General features: G+C 73.4%; 12 protein-coding genes. 6 read left to right on the top strand and 6 right to left on the bottom strand.

The features are described 5' to 3' along the window. Positions 1–33 precede the first annotated feature (33 nt). The 3 genes from PV343_RS37480 (at position 34) to PV343_RS37470 (ending at position 3,763) form a co-directional block, all read left to right on the top strand. The gene (locus PV343_RS37480; RefSeq protein WP_319151538.1) at positions 34–1,650 is read left to right on the top strand and encodes a glycerol-3-phosphate dehydrogenase/oxidase; all 1,617 of its coding nucleotides are present in this window, start codon (positions 34–36) and stop codon (positions 1,648–1,650) included. Between the two features lie 217 nt (positions 1,651–1,867). Further along, the gene (locus PV343_RS37475) at positions 1,868–2,320 is read left to right on the top strand and encodes a phospholipase (RefSeq protein ID WP_319151537.1); all 453 of its coding nucleotides are present in this window, start codon (positions 1,868–1,870) and stop codon (positions 2,318–2,320) included. A 294-nt stretch (positions 2,321–2,614) separates the two neighbouring features. Next, positions 2,615–3,763 carry a PAC2 family protein gene (locus PV343_RS37470; RefSeq protein WP_319151535.1) on the top strand — a complete coding sequence of 383 codons (1,149 nt, stop codon included), beginning with the start codon at positions 2,615–2,617 and terminating at the stop codon, positions 3,761–3,763. Positions 3,764–3,870: 107 nt separating this feature from the next. On the opposite strand, the gene mshC is transcribed toward PV343_RS37470, so the two are convergent. From mshC to PV343_RS37450, 4 genes are all read right to left on the bottom strand, one after another. After that, positions 3,871–5,100 carry a cysteine--1-D-myo-inosityl 2-amino-2-deoxy-alpha-D-glucopyranoside ligase gene (gene mshC / locus PV343_RS37465; RefSeq protein WP_319151534.1) on the bottom strand — a complete coding sequence of 410 codons (1,230 nt, stop codon included), beginning with the start codon at positions 5,098–5,100 and terminating at the stop codon, positions 3,871–3,873. 105 nt (positions 5,101–5,205) lie between these two features. After that, on the bottom strand, positions 5,206–6,036 hold the full coding sequence (locus PV343_RS37460) for an SCO1664 family protein (RefSeq protein WP_319151533.1): 831 nt from the start codon (positions 6,034–6,036) through the stop codon (positions 5,206–5,208). Continuing rightward, positions 6,000–6,590: a DUF3090 domain-containing protein gene (locus PV343_RS37455; protein ID WP_020939022.1), complete on the bottom strand. Its 591-nt coding sequence runs from the start codon at positions 6,588–6,590 to the stop codon at positions 6,000–6,002. The genes PV343_RS37460 and PV343_RS37455 overlap by 37 nt, the downstream gene beginning before the upstream one ends. Positions 6,591–6,681: 91 nt before the next feature. Next, positions 6,682–7,368: a histidine phosphatase family protein gene (locus tag PV343_RS37450; protein WP_020939023.1), complete on the bottom strand. Its 687-nt coding sequence runs from the start codon at positions 7,366–7,368 to the stop codon at positions 6,682–6,684. A gap of 62 nt (positions 7,369–7,430) precedes the next feature. Here PV343_RS37450 and corA point away from each other — a divergent pair, with 62 nt between their 5' ends. Continuing rightward, positions 7,431–8,426 (top strand): magnesium/cobalt transporter CorA, encoded by a 996-nt coding sequence (corA, locus tag PV343_RS37445; RefSeq protein WP_319151532.1) that lies wholly within the window; start codon positions 7,431–7,433, stop codon positions 8,424–8,426. A 7-nt stretch (positions 8,427–8,433) separates the two neighbouring features. Here the strand turns inward: corA and PV343_RS37440 are convergent, their stop codons facing one another. Together PV343_RS37440 and PV343_RS37435 are read right to left on the bottom strand one after the other, a co-directional pair. Next, positions 8,434–9,246 carry a ferritin-like domain-containing protein gene (locus PV343_RS37440; protein ID WP_319151531.1) on the bottom strand — a complete coding sequence of 271 codons (813 nt, stop codon included), beginning with the start codon at positions 9,244–9,246 and terminating at the stop codon, positions 8,434–8,436. A gap of 195 nt (positions 9,247–9,441) precedes the next feature. After that, complete coding sequence (locus PV343_RS37435) at positions 9,442–10,497, bottom strand: LLM class F420-dependent oxidoreductase (protein WP_319151530.1); 1,056 nt, start codon at positions 10,495–10,497, stop codon at positions 9,442–9,444. 172 nt (positions 10,498–10,669) lie between these two features. On the opposite strand from PV343_RS37435, the gene PV343_RS37430 reads away from it, so the two are divergent. Both PV343_RS37430 and PV343_RS37425 read left to right on the top strand, forming a co-directional pair. Beyond that, a complete protein-coding gene (locus PV343_RS37430) occupies positions 10,670–11,653 on the top strand; it encodes an aldo/keto reductase (RefSeq protein WP_319151529.1) in 984 nt (327 codons plus the stop codon). Next, positions 11,650–12,905: helix-hairpin-helix domain-containing protein (locus PV343_RS37425; RefSeq protein WP_319151528.1), on the top strand; the 1,256-nt coding region annotated here is incomplete at its 3' end. The genes PV343_RS37430 and PV343_RS37425, both read left to right, overlap by 4 nt.

The raw sequence follows: 12,905 nt of genomic DNA, 5'->3' as shown, positions 1-12,905 counted from the left end.
TCCGACAGCTCTGACGAGGAGTAAGTACCCGACATGACCAGTCAGTCCACCCTGCAGTCCGTGCCTGCCCTGGGGACGCACCCGGCCTCCGGCTCGAACCCGAGCCGGGCCGAGACCAGGGAGCAGCTCTCCAAGGCGTCGTACGACCTTCTTGTGATCGGCGGCGGCATCCTGGGCATCTCCACCGCCTGGCACGCCGCGCAGTCCGGCCTCAGGGTGGCGCTGGTCGACGCCGGCGACTTCGCCGGCGCCACCTCCTCCGCCTCCTCCAAGCTGCTCCACGGCGGTCTGCGCTACCTGCAGACCGGCGCGGTGAAGCTGGTGGCGGAGAACCACTTCGAGCGCCGTGCGGTCTCCCGCCAGGTGGCCCCCCACCTGGCGAACCCGCTCACCTTCTACCTCCCCGTGTACAAGGGGGGCCCGCACGGCGCGGCGAAGCTCGGGGCGGGCGTCTTCGCCTACTCCGCGCTCTCCGCGTTCGGTGACGGCGTCGGCCACCTGCTCTCGCCCGCAAAGGCGGCGCAGGACGTGCCGGAGCTGCGCACCGAGAACCTCAAGGCCGTGGCCGTCTACGGCGACGACCAGATGAACGACGCCCGCATGGCGCTGATGACGGTCCGCGCGGCCGTCGAGGCGGGCGCGGTCGTCCTCAACCACGCCGAGGTCACCGGTCTGCGCTTCACCAGGGGCCGGGTCACCGGCGCCGACCTGAAGGACCGGACCTCCGGCGACGAGTTCGGCGTCAACGCCCGTCTGGTGCTGAACGCGACCGGCCCCTGGGTCGACCACCTGCGCCGGATGGAGGACCCGGCGGCGGCGCCGTCCATCCGTCTGTCCAAGGGCGCGCACCTGGTGCTCAAGCGCACCGCGCCCTGGAAGGCCGCGCTGGCGACCCCCATCGACAAGTACCGCATCACCTTCGCCCTCCCCTGGGAGGACATGCTGCTGCTCGGCACCACCGACGAGGAGTACGAGGGCGACCCGGCCGACGTGTCGGTCACCGAGAAGGACATAGCCCAGATCCTTGACGAGGCCGCGTTCTCCGTCCGGGACCAGCAGCTCCAGCGCGACCTGATGACCTACGCCTTCGCCGGTCTGCGGGTGCTGCCGGGCGGCCCCGGCGACACCGCCAAGGCCAAGCGCGAGACCGTGGTGACCGAGGGCAGGGGCGGCATGCTGTCCGTCGCGGGCGGCAAGTGGACGACGTTCCGGCACATCGGCCGCACGGTGATGCAGAAGCTGGAGGAGCTGCCGGGCCACCCGCTCGGTGACGACTTCGAGCCGATCTCCTCGCTGCCGAAGAAGCTCCCGCTGCCCGGTGTCGCCAACCCGCGCGCGGTCGCCCACCGCCTGCTGGTGGACCACCCGGCGCCCGGCCCGCGCATGTCCGCCGACACCGCCAAGCACCTCGCCACCCACTACGGCTCGCTGGCCTTCGACATCGCCCGCCTGGCGAACGAGCACCCGGAGCTGGCCGAGCGCGTCCACCCGGACGCCCCGGAGATCTGGGCGCAGGTCGTGTGGGCCCGCGACCACGAGTGGGCCGAGACGACCGACGACGTGCTGCGCCGCCGTACCACGCTGACCATCCGCGGACTCGCCACGGACGAGGTCCGCGCCAAGGTCCAGGACCTGCTCGACAAGAAGTAGGTCCCGGCCGGCCCCACCCCCTGACCGGGGCCGGAACGGATGAGGGCCGGCTCCTCCCGCACGGGGAGCCGGAGAGACGACAGGGGCGGCTCCACACCGGTGGAGCCGCCCCTGACGCATGTCCGACGTCGCCTTTAGAGACCGGTCATAGACCCCGCCTCCATTGTCATGAACCTGCGGTCCGAAGGACGGATCGCGGTTCTCATGGAGGTGTGGGATGCACCGCAGACTTGCCACCGGACTCGCCGCCTCGGCCATGGCCGTCCTGACCGTCACCGCGACCGCCACCGCGGCCACCGCTGCCCCGGCCGACAAGCCCCAGGTGCTCGCCAACTTCACCCAGACCACCGCGTCCAGCTACAACGCCTGGGCCGCCGCCCGCGCCAACCAGTCGGCGTGGGCCGCCTACGCCTTCGACTGGTCCACCGACTACTGCTCCTCCTCCCCCGACAACCCGCTCGGCTTCCCGTTCAAGATGTCCTGTGCCCGCCACGACTTCGGCTACCGCAACTACAAGGCGGCCGGCACCTTCAGCGCCAACAAGGCACGCCTCGACAGCGCCCTGTACGAGGACCTCAAGCGTGTCTGCAACGGTTACAGCGGCGCCACGAAGACCGCCTGCAACAGCACCGCGTGGACCTACTACCAGGCGGTGAAGGCCTTCGGCTGACGCACCGCCACGCCCCGGGAACTCGCCGCGGGACACCGTTACGGCCCTGCCGCGCTTCCGGACGCCCGGAGGCGCGGCGGGGCCGCGGCGCGTGCGCCGGGCCCGGGGCACCGGTGCGGCCCGCAACTGCCGTCGCGGACGGCGGGCTTCGCCTCCCCGCCCGGGCCAGGGGTGTTCCCGGGTGGTGATCGGGGCAGTGATCTCGCATCCCCCGGGCAAGGGGGCTGCGGGCGCCCCCGCGGGACGCCGTAAAGTTGGGACGTCAGGCGAGGGCACGTCGGAAGGAGGCGCTGGGTGATCGAGCTGGAGGGGGTTCCCGAGCTGATCGACCCAGTCATGGTGGCCGCGTTCGAGGGCTGGAACGATGCCGGCGACGCCGCCTCCACGGCGGTCGCGCATCTGGAACGCGAGTTCAAGGGCGAGGTGTTCGCGGCGCTGGACGCCGAGGACTACTACGACTTCCAGGTGAACCGCCCCACGGTGTTCATGGACGGCGGCGTGCGCAAGATCACGTGGCCGACGACACGGCTCTCGGTGGTCCGGGTCGGCGGCGACAAGCCGCGCGACCTCGTGCTGGTCCGCGGCATCGAACCGTCCATGCGCTGGCGCTCGTTCTGCAACGAGCTGCTCGGCTTCGCGCACGAACTGGGCGTGGAGCTGGTGGTCGTCCTGGGCGCCCTGCTCGGCGACACCCCGCACACACGTCCGGTCCCGGTCAGCGGGGTCACCTCGGACGCCGACCTGGCCCGCCGCATGGACCTGGAGGAGACCAAGTACGAGGGCCCGACGGGCATCGTCGGCGTCCTCCAGGAGGCCTGCACGCACGCCGGCGTCCCGGCGGTGTCGCTGTGGGCGGCGGTCCCGCACTACGTCTCCCAGCCGCCCAACCCCAAGGCCACCCTGGCGCTGCTGAACCGCCTGGAGGACCTGCTGGACCTGCGCGTCCCGCTGGGTGAGCTGCCCGAGGACGCGCGCGCCTGGCAGGTGGGCGTGGACCAGCTCGCCGCCGAGGACAGCGAGGTCGCCGAGTACGTCCAGACGCTGGAGGAGGCCCGGGACACCGCCGAGCTGCCGGAGGCGTCCGGCGAGGCGATCGCCCGCGAGTTCGAGCGGTACCTGCGGCGCCGGGACGTCAGTCCGCCGGGCGGGCACGCCACGGCGGACGGCGGGGACGGCTCGTACCTGCGGGACACCCCCGGCGCCGGCCGCACCCGGCCGCCGAAGCCGACCAGGCCGGGGACCTCCGGAGCCGCGGAAGGCGCCCAGGAAGACGCGCAGGAACGGGCCGGCGGGGACACCCCGGGCGGCGCTCAGGCCGGGCCGGGCGAGGACACACCCGGCGGCACCCCGGACGGCACGGCCGAGGGCTCCTCGGAGGGCCGCGGCGAGGGCAGCCCTGACAAGCCGGACACACCGGACGCTCCGGACACCCCGGAAGACTGAGCACGGCGGACACGGGCGCGGGTGTCGAAGGAGACGGACGAGGGGCGGTTCCCGTGACGGGAACCGCCCCTCGCCGTTCGGACGGCGTCAGGCCGCCGGGCCCGGAGCTACAGGGCCACGCCCAGCAGCGCGTCCACGGCGCGGGTCACGACACCGGGTGCGCCCGCGTCGGTGCCGCCCTCTGCCTCCTGGCGGGCCGCCCAGCGGTCCACCGCGGCCAGCGCGGCGGGAGCGTCCAGGTCGTGGGCCAGCGCCTCGCGGATCTCCTCCACGAGCGCGTCGGCGGACGGGCCGTCGGGCCGGGAGACGGCCGCGCGCCAGCGGCCGAGGCGGTCCACCGCGTCACGCAGGACCTGGTCGGTCCACTCCCAGTCGGAGCGGTAGTGGTGGGCGAGCAGGGTCAGCCGGATCGCGGCCGCGTCGACGCCGTCGTGGCGCAGCCGGGAGACGAAGACGAGGTTGCCCTTGGACTTGGACATCTTCTCGCCGTCCAGGGCGACCATGCCGGCGTGGACGTAGGCCTTGGCCATCGGGAACTCGCCGGTGAGCACCTGGGCGTGCGAGGCGCCCATCTCGTGGTGCGGGAAGGCCAGGTCGGAGCCGCCGCCCTGGACGTCGAAGCCCATGCCGAGGTGGTCGAGGGCGATGGCCACGCACTCGATGTGCCAGCCGGGCCGGCCGCGGCCGAGCGAGCCGCCGTCCCAGCTCGGCTCGCCCTCGCGGGCGGTCATCCAGAGCATCGGGTCGAGCGGGTTCTTCTTGCCCGGGCGGTCCGGGTCGCCGCCGCGCTCGGCGGACAGCAGCCGCATCGCGGCCGCGTCGAGGTTCGAGACCTGCCCGAAGTGCGGGTCGGACTCGACGGAGAAGTAGATGTCGCCGTCCAGCTCGTAGGCCGCGCCGAGGTCGCGCAGCCGCTCCACGAGCGGGACGATGCCGGGTATCGCCTCCACGGCGCCTATGTAGTGCTGCGGCGGCAGCATCCGCAGGGCGGTCATGTCCTCGCGGAAGAGGGTGGTCTCCTTCTCGGCGAGGGCGACCCAGTCGACGCCGTCCCGCTCCGCGCGCTCCAGCAGCGGATCGTCGACGTCGGTGACGTTCTGGACGTAGTGGACCTGCCGCTTGGTGTCGAGCCACACGCGCTGTACGAGGTCGAACGCGTTGTAGGTCGCCGCGTGACCCATGTGGGTCGCGTCGTACGGCGTGATGCCGCAGACGTAGATACGGGCGACGGGACCGGGGTCGAGGGTGACGAGGCCGCCGGTCGCGGTGTCGTGGATCCTCAGGTCGCGGCCCTGACCAGGCAGGGCGGGGACCTCGGAAGCGGGCCAGGCATGCATGTACATGAGCCTAACCGGCCGCGAGCTGCGGATACGAACGGGATCGGGCCGGACGGCCTGTTGTGCCCTCTTGTGGGTCTCTCCGCGTTGTGCTCGGGGTCGCGCTCAGACGGGCGGCCACGGGATCGCGGGCCACTCCCCGCCCGGCTCCGGGTGCCGTCCGGAGGCCAGCAGCGCGTCGACCCGCGCGCGCGTGGCGTCGAGCTCGGCCGGCGTGATCAGGCCGGCCAGCCGCGCGGCCAGCTCGCCGCCCCGAGCGAGCGTGGCGCGCAGCCCGCCGAGCACCTCGACGGCCTCCGCGGTGAGCGGCTCCCCGGCCCAGCCCCACAGCAGCGTGCGCAGCTTGTCCTCGACGTTGAAGGTGACCCCGTGGTCGATCCCGTAGAGCCGCCCGTCCGGGGTGGGCAGCAGGTGGCCGCCCTTGCGATCGGCGTTGTTGATCACCGCGTCGAGGACGGCGAGGCGGCGCAGCCGCTCGTCGTCGGCGTGCACCAGGAGCGCGGTGCGACCCTCGCCGACGTCGGCGAACCCGATCGCCTTCCAGCCGGCTTCCGGCTCCTCGCCGTCGACCAGGGCGAGCAGCTCGGCGTCGGCGCCGACCTCGATCCACAGCTGGCACATGCCCTCGCCGTACGGCCCGTCGCGCAGCACCGTCGGGGGGACCAGCCCCCAACCGGTGGCCTCGGAGACCTCGTAGGCGGCCACCTCGCGGCCGGCCAGGGTGCCGTCGGGGAAGTCCCACAGCGGGCGCTCCCCGGCGACCGGCTTGTACACGCAGGTGGCCTCGCGGCCGTCGAGGGCCACGGTGCAGAACAGCGCCGCGTTGGACGCCTCGCGGATCCGGCCACGCACGGACAGCTCACCGCGGGCCAGCAGCTCCGCGGCGTGCGGGTCGGCCGTCACGCTCCGCGGCGGTATCCGTTCTGGCGCGGGCATACATGTCCTTCCGGATCGAGCGGGAGGCTGCACAGCGGGCACGGCGGCCGCCCGGCGTTGACGACGTCGAGGGCCCGCTTGGCGAAGGATCGTGCCTGCGCCCCGGTCAGCCGGACCCGCAGCATCGGGGGCCCGTTCTCCTCGTCCTGGAGCAGCCGCTCCTCGGCCTCGGCGAGGTCCTCCTCGGTGTCGGCGTCCAGTTCCACCAGGGCCTGGGCCTCGACGATCATGCGCTGTTCGTCGCCGTCCCAGGCGAGGGCCATGGTGCCGACGCGGAACTCCTCCTCGATGGGCACCTCGAGCGGGCCGGTGTCGGCGATCTCCGAGGGCGCCACGGCGGGGACGGCCGCGCTGCCGCCGCTGCGCCGTACGACCTCGTCCAGCAGTTCGTCCATGCGCTCGGCGAGCGCGGCGACCTGGGTCTTCTCCAGGGCCACGCTGGTCACCCGGGCGCCTGCGGTGGCCTGGAGAAAGAACGTACGGCGTCCGGGCAGTCCGACCGTGCCGGCCACGAAGCGGTCCGGCGGATCGTAGAGGAACACCTGACGGGACACGTCCTGTCTCCATGGGACTCGAGGGTTGCTGCGGTGCGTGCGGTACGTGCGAGGGGCCGTGCGGACCGCTTCACCCTACTGCGGCCGACGATCACGGTGCGCCCGCACCACCCCCGACCGGTGCGTCTTCCTCGCCGTGTTCCTCGCGAGGGGCAAGAGATGCGAAATCGCCGGTGTCGCCGAGGCGAACGAGGAACGGCCGCAGACGGGTGTAACGGATCGCTGTGATGGAACACGGTTCCACGGAGATCCGCTGGAAGAGGTCGAGATGCAGTCCGAGGGCGTCGGCGACGAGGGACTTGATGATGTCGCCGTGCGAGCACATGAGGTAGACGGCGTCGGCGCCGTGGTCGCGCTCCACGCGCGCGTTCCACTCGCGTACGGCCTCGGCGGCGCGGGTCTGCATGGCCCGCATGGACTCGCCGCCCGGGAAGGCGGCGGCGGTCGGGTGCGCCTGGACGACCTCCATGAGCGGCTCGTCGGCGAGTTCGGCGAGTTTGCGGCCGGACCAGTCTCCGTAGTGGCACTCCCCGATCCGTTCGTCGGTGTGGGAGCGCAGTCCGGGGCGGGCGTCGAGCAGCGGCCGTACGGTTTCCTGGCAGCGCTGCAGGGGGCTGGCGACGACCTCGGAGAGCGGCAGCCCGGCGAGGCGGCCGGGCAGCGCGGCGGCCTGTGCGGCCCCGCGGTCGTCCAGGGCGACGCCGGGGGTCCATCCGGCGAGCACACCCGAGGTGTTGGCGGTTGACCGTCCGTGCCTGACGAGGATCAGCGTGGGCATGCGGCCCAGGGTAAGCGCACCACCACAGGCACAGTCGGTCGGACGAAGGGAGAATGCGCTCCGTGATCGTGGATTGCGCGGTGTACCGGCACGGGCACCGCACCGAGGGCCCGGAGGACCTGTCCGACGCGCTGGACGCGGCGCGGGCGGGCGGCGGTTTCGTGTGGATCGGTCTGCACGAGCCGTCGGAGCGGGAGTTCGAGCTGGTCACCCAGGAGTTCGGGCTGCACCCGCTGGCCGTCGAGGACGCCCTCAAGGCGCATCAGCGGCCCAAGCTCGAGGTGTACGACGACTCGCTGTTCATGGTGCTCAAGCCGGTGGTGTACGAGCCGGAGAGCGACACCGTCTCGGCCGGCGAGGTGATGATCTTCATCGGTGACGCGTTCGTCGTCACGGTCCGGCACGGCGAGGGCGCGCCGCTCGCGGCGGTGCGGCACCGGCTGGAGGAGGAGCCGGAGATGCTGGGCAAGGGCCCCACGTCGGTGCTGTACGCGATCTCCGACGCCGTGGTCGACCACTACCTCGACGTGGCGACGGAACTGCAGACGGACCTGGAGGAGCTGGAGGCCGAGGTCTTCCAGCCGGACGGCGGCGGCTCGCGCAACACCGCGTCGCGGATCTACACCTTCAAGCGGCAGGTGCTGGAGTTCCGGCGGGCCACCGGTCCGCTCGTGCCGCCGCTGACCCGCCTCGCGGGCACCGGCCAGTTCGGCGGCGGGGTGCCGTTCGTGGACGACAAGGCACGGCCCTTCTTCCGGGACGTGAACGACCACCTCGCGCGCGTGAACGAGTCCGTGGAGAGCCTGGACCGGCTGGTGTCGGACATCCTCAACGCGCATCTGGCGCAGATGAGCGTGCGGCAGAACGACGACATGCGGAAGATCTCGGCGTGGGCGGCGATGGCGGCGATCCCCACGATGATCGCGGGGATCTACGGCATGAACTTCGACCACATGCCCGAGCTGCACTGGCTGTGGTCCTACCCCGTGGTGATCGTGGTGATGGCCGTCCTCGAAGTGCTGCTGTACCGCCAGTTCAAGCGGCGCGGCTGGCTGTGAGCGCGGCTCACGCGAACTCGGGGCCGGCGGCCGGGGCCGCGGGGCCGGCCGGATCGCCGAGGGGGTCGGGGCGGTCCGGCCGGCGCAGGGTGACCATGCGGCGCCGGCCGCCCAGCCGCTCGTAGGCGTACAGGGCGTGGATACCGGCCGCGAGCAGCCGGGACCGGGCCCGGGACCAGCGCAGGATGCGGCCCATGTGGGCCATGACGGCGAGGCTGACGTCCCGGTGGACGCGGATCTCGGCGAGCGCGCAGGCGCGCAGGGTGCGCCGGACGAAGCGGCCGTGCCCTGCGGCGGTCAGGCGCAGGAGTTCCTCGTGGGCGTAGGCGAGGTGGTTGTCCTCGTCGTGCGCGATCATCCGCACGGCCCGGCCGATCTCCGGGTCGTCGCCGAACCACCTCTTCAGCAGGCCCATCTGGTCGGCGGCGCGCTGTTCGGTGACCCGGCTGTGCGCGAGGTAGACGATGACGTCGCGGACGGTGAGCGGTTCGTCGCGCCGGAGTCTGTCGTGGGCGAGGCCGATGCCCGCGCGCTCCAGGAGCATCGTGTAGTCGGTCTCCGGCGGGACGGGCACCGGGGCGAGGCCGCGCTTCCTCATCAGGGCGTCGAAGACGCGCCCGTGCTTGTCCTCGTCGGCGCCGTGGCGGGCGATCTTGGGGGCCAGGGCGCGTTCCTCCGCCGGCACCAGCGCGGCGATCCTGCCGTTCTCCCAGCCGCCCTGCGCCTCTCCGCCGGCGGCGACGGAGCAGAAGAGCCGGAACGACCTGTCGTCGGCGAGGATCTCCTGGAACAGACTCTTGGCCGAAAGCGCCGAGAACATCGATGCCACCTCTCTGCAGATCCCGCGAAGATCGAGTCAAATCGGGACGGAGTGGTGTCGCAACAGCAGGGCGGGCCGGTTCTGCCGAAAGGAGGAGCGCCGGGGTCGTAACCGGGCGGCGCCCGGCGCGTTGTTCTCCGTGACGGCCGTGGCGGGGAAGACCCCCCGAGCCCCCACCACGGCCGCGGAAGCCCGTCAGGCGAGGCCCGCGCGCTCCAGGGCCTCGCTGCCGGCCCGCAGGGAGGCCAGCCGCTCGTCGAGGGTGAAGCCGGCGGGGGCGAGGCTGAGCGTGGTGACACCGGCGGCCGCGTAGGCCTTCATCCGGTCGGCGATGCGCTCCACGGAGCCCAGCAGCGTGGTCCGGTCGATGAGGTCCTGCGGGACCGCGGCCGCGGCTCCCTGCTTGTCCCCGGACAGGTACTTCTCCTGGATCTCGGCGGCTTCCTTCTCGTATCCCATGCGCCGGGCGAGCTGGTTGTAGAAGTTCTGCTTGATGCTGCCCATGCCGCCGACGTACAGGGCGGTGTAGGGGCGGAAGGTGTCGGCCAGGCGGGCCACGTCCTTGTCGTCGCCGACGGCCAGCGGCAGGGTCGGGCAGACGTCGAACCCGTCGAGCGTCAGCCCGGCCTTCTCCCGGCCCGCGCGCAGGTGCTTGATCGTGGTCTCCTCCAGGTGCTCGGCGGAGGGGAAGATCAGCAGCGCGCCGTCGGCGATCTCGCCGGTCTGTTCGAGGTTCTTGGGGCCGATGGCGGCGATGTAGAGCGGGATGTGCTCACGCTCGGGGTGCACGGTCAGCTTGATCGGCTTGCCCGGGCCGCCGGGCAGCGGCAGCGTCCAGTGCTCGCCCTCGAACGACAGCCGCTCGCGGGTCATCGCCTTGCGCACGATCTCCACGTACTCGCGGGTGCGCGAGAGCGGCTTGTCGAACTTGACGCCGTACCAGCCCTCGGAGACCTGCGGTCCGGAGACGCCGAGGCCCAGCCGGAAGCGCCCCTTGGACAGCGAGTCCAGGGTCGCCGCGGTCATCGCGGTCATGGCCGGCTGCCGGGCCGGGATCTGGAAGATGGCCGAGCCGACGTCGATGCGCTCGGTCTGCGCGGCGACCCAGCTGAGCACCGTGGCCGCGTCGGAGCCGTACGCCTCGGCGGCCCAGCACACGGAGTAGCCCAGCCGCTCGGCCTCCTGTGCCACGGCGAGATTGTCCGCGTCCATCCCCGCGCCCCAGTAGCCGAGGTTGATCCCGAGCTGCATGGCCGATCCCCTTACCCATGAGTAACGTCCTTGGCGGAGACCATAGCGCGGGGGCGGCCCCGACCGGCAGGGCATGCCCGGGATCGGGTGCAGGTCACCCGGTCACGCGTGGTCGATCCGAGTTGTCCACAGGCAACCCACGGCACCAGTTCTGGCCAGTAATCTCGCGCTCATGGAGCAGAGGCATCTCGGCCGCACAGGCCTGCGCGTGTCCCGCATCGGGCTCGGCACCCTCACCTGGGGCCGGGACACCGACGAGCACGACGCCGCGGACATGCTGAAGGCGTTCTGGGAGGCCGGCGGCACCCTCGTCGACACCGCCGACGTGTACGGCGACGGGGAGGCCGAGTACCTGCTCGGACGGCTCATAGACGGCCTGGTGCCGCGCCGGGACCTGGTGATCTCCACGAAGGCGGGCAGCGTCCCCGATCCCGACCGCCGCGTCGACGGCTCCCGCGGCCATCTGCTCGCCGCGCTCGACGCCTCCCTGGCCCGGCTCGGCACGGACCATGTGGACGTGTGGCACGTCCACGCCTATGACCCGGCCACGCCGCTGGAGGAGACCCTCCAGGCCCTCGACCTGGCGGTGAGCAGCGGCCGCGCCCGGTACGCCGGCGTCTCCAACTTCTGCGGCTGGCAGCTCGCCAAGGCGGCGACCTGGCAGCTCGCGGCGCCGGGGGCGCGCACCCGGCTGGCCGGCACGCAGGTGGAGTACTCGCTGCTCCAGCGCGGGGTCGAGCGCGAGGTGCTGCCCGCCGCGCTCGACCTGGGGGTCGGTCTGCTCCCCTCCTCCCCCCTGGGCCGCGGCGTGCTCACCGGCAAGTACCGGCACACCACTCCCGCGGACTCGCGGGGCGCCTCGGAGCACCTCGCGCCGTTCGTGGAGCCCTACTTGGACGACACCGCTACCCGCATCGTGGACGCGGTGACGACGGCCGCCGACGGGCTCGCGGTCACCCCGCTCCAGGTGGCCCTCGCCTGGGTCCGGGACCGCCCGGGCGTGGCCGCGCCGGTCGTCGGCGCGCGCAACGCGCAGCAGCTCACGGCGGCACTGTCAGTGGAGGCGCTTAGTCTTCCTGACGAAATCTGCCGGGCGCTGGACGATGTGTCGGCGCCCGTGCACCGCTATCCCGATCACGACTGGAGCACGCTGTGAGCACGGAGCCGGAGACCACGGAGGACACCGGGCCGGGGACCCCGGACACCCCGGAGGGCCCGGACACGTCGGAGGCCCGGGACACCACGGGCGCCCCGGACGCCCCGGACGCCCCGAACACCCCGGACACTCCGGAGCCGGACGCGGCGGGCGACGAAGGCCCCGGGGGCGGCGCGGAGCCGGCCGAGGATGAGAGCCGGGCCGGGGGTGAGGACCCGGGCGAGGGTGACGGCCCGGCCGGGAGCACCGGCGCTGCCGAGGGCACCGGCACGGCCGAGGGCTCGGGCGACCGGTCCGAGGCGGCTGCCGAGCTGGCCGCGCAGCGGATGGAGCGGGAGCGCATCGAGCGGCGCAAGGCCGAGAAGAAGGGCCCCATCGAGAGCGGCACCAAGCTGAGCGGCTCGGCCGCCGACCTGCTCGCCGCGGTCCGGGCGGTGGAGAGCGGGGCCAAGCCGCTCGCCACCGTCTTCGCGGAGCCCGCGCCGGCCCCGCGGCGCCAGGCCCCCGAGCCGGTGCGGCGCCCCCAGCAGCCGGCCCCGGCCGCGGCCCCGAGCGGGCCCGCCCCCGAGACCGTCGAGTCAGTTCGGCGGGTGCTGGCCCGGGGCGGCGCTCCCGAGGCGCTCGCGCCGCAGGTGGCCGCGGCCCTCGGCGAGGCCGCGGGCGACACGCTCCAGGAGGACCCCTGGCAGCTGCTGCGGGTCGGCGGTGTCCGCCCGGAGCAGGCCGACGGGTTCGCGCGGGCCCTGCTCGGCACGGACTGCCGCCCGGACGACGAGCGGCGCGGCCGCGCGCTGACCGTCTGGCTGCTGGAGCAGGCGGCGCTGGCCGGGCACACCGCGCTCGAACTGCCGGCGCTGACCGCCGCGCTCGCCCAGCGGGCCGTGCCGGACCCGGACACCGCCGTGCAGAGCACCCTCGCCGAGGGCGAGGCGCTGGCGTTCCAGGACGCGCTGGAGGAGCCGGGCGCCGCCCCCGCCCCGCGTCAGGAGGGGGAGGAGGCCGGCGAGGAGGAGGAACGCCCGGTGCGGGTCCTCGTCGGTCTGGAGCGGTACGCCCTCGCCGAGGAGAGCCTCGCGGACGGCCTGGCCCGTCTGGTCAACTCACCCGGGGAGGCCGCGGGCCCGTGGGAGGCGGTCGCGGCCGGGGTCTCCGGCGGCGCGGCGGAGCTGGCCCGCGCGGTCGCCGGGCACGGCCTGGTGCTGCACACCGGCGGTGAGGCGGCCCGCGCGGAGCCGGCCGCGCTGCTCGGCGC

This window comes from Streptomyces sp. WI03-4A, assembly GCF_033792105.1.
Lineage (GTDB): Bacteria > Actinomycetota > Actinomycetes > Streptomycetales > Streptomycetaceae > Streptomyces > Streptomyces collinus_A.
Note: the sequence above shows the minus strand (reverse complement) of the source record. Positions and strands in the feature narration are given on the sequence as shown.

Bases quoted from the DNA above. Each gene is read 5' to 3' on its own strand.
- PV343_RS37460 (WP_319151533.1), bottom strand. From the start codon at position 6,036: ATGCCCGCGCCAGAACGGATACCGCCGCGGAGCGTGACGGCCGACCCG.
- PV343_RS37440 (WP_319151531.1), bottom strand. From the start codon at position 9,246: ATGTTCTCGGCGCTTTCGGCCAAGAGTCTGTTCCAGGAGATCCTCGCC.
- mshC (WP_319151534.1), bottom strand. From the start codon at position 5,100: ATGCATGCCTGGCCCGCTTCCGAGGTCCCCGCCCTGCCTGGTCAGGGC.
- PV343_RS37435 (WP_319151530.1), bottom strand. From the start codon at position 10,497: ATGCAGCTCGGGATCAACCTCGGCTACTGGGGCGCGGGGATGGACGCG.
- PV343_RS37450 (WP_020939023.1), bottom strand. From the start codon at position 7,368: ATGCCCACGCTGATCCTCGTCAGGCACGGACGGTCAACCGCCAACACC.
- PV343_RS37475 (WP_319151537.1), top strand. From the start codon at position 1,868: ATGCACCGCAGACTTGCCACCGGACTCGCCGCCTCGGCCATGGCCGTC.
- PV343_RS37430 (WP_319151529.1), top strand. From the start codon at position 10,670: ATGGAGCAGAGGCATCTCGGCCGCACAGGCCTGCGCGTGTCCCGCATC.
- PV343_RS37480 (WP_319151538.1), top strand. From the start codon at position 34: ATGACCAGTCAGTCCACCCTGCAGTCCGTGCCTGCCCTGGGGACGCAC.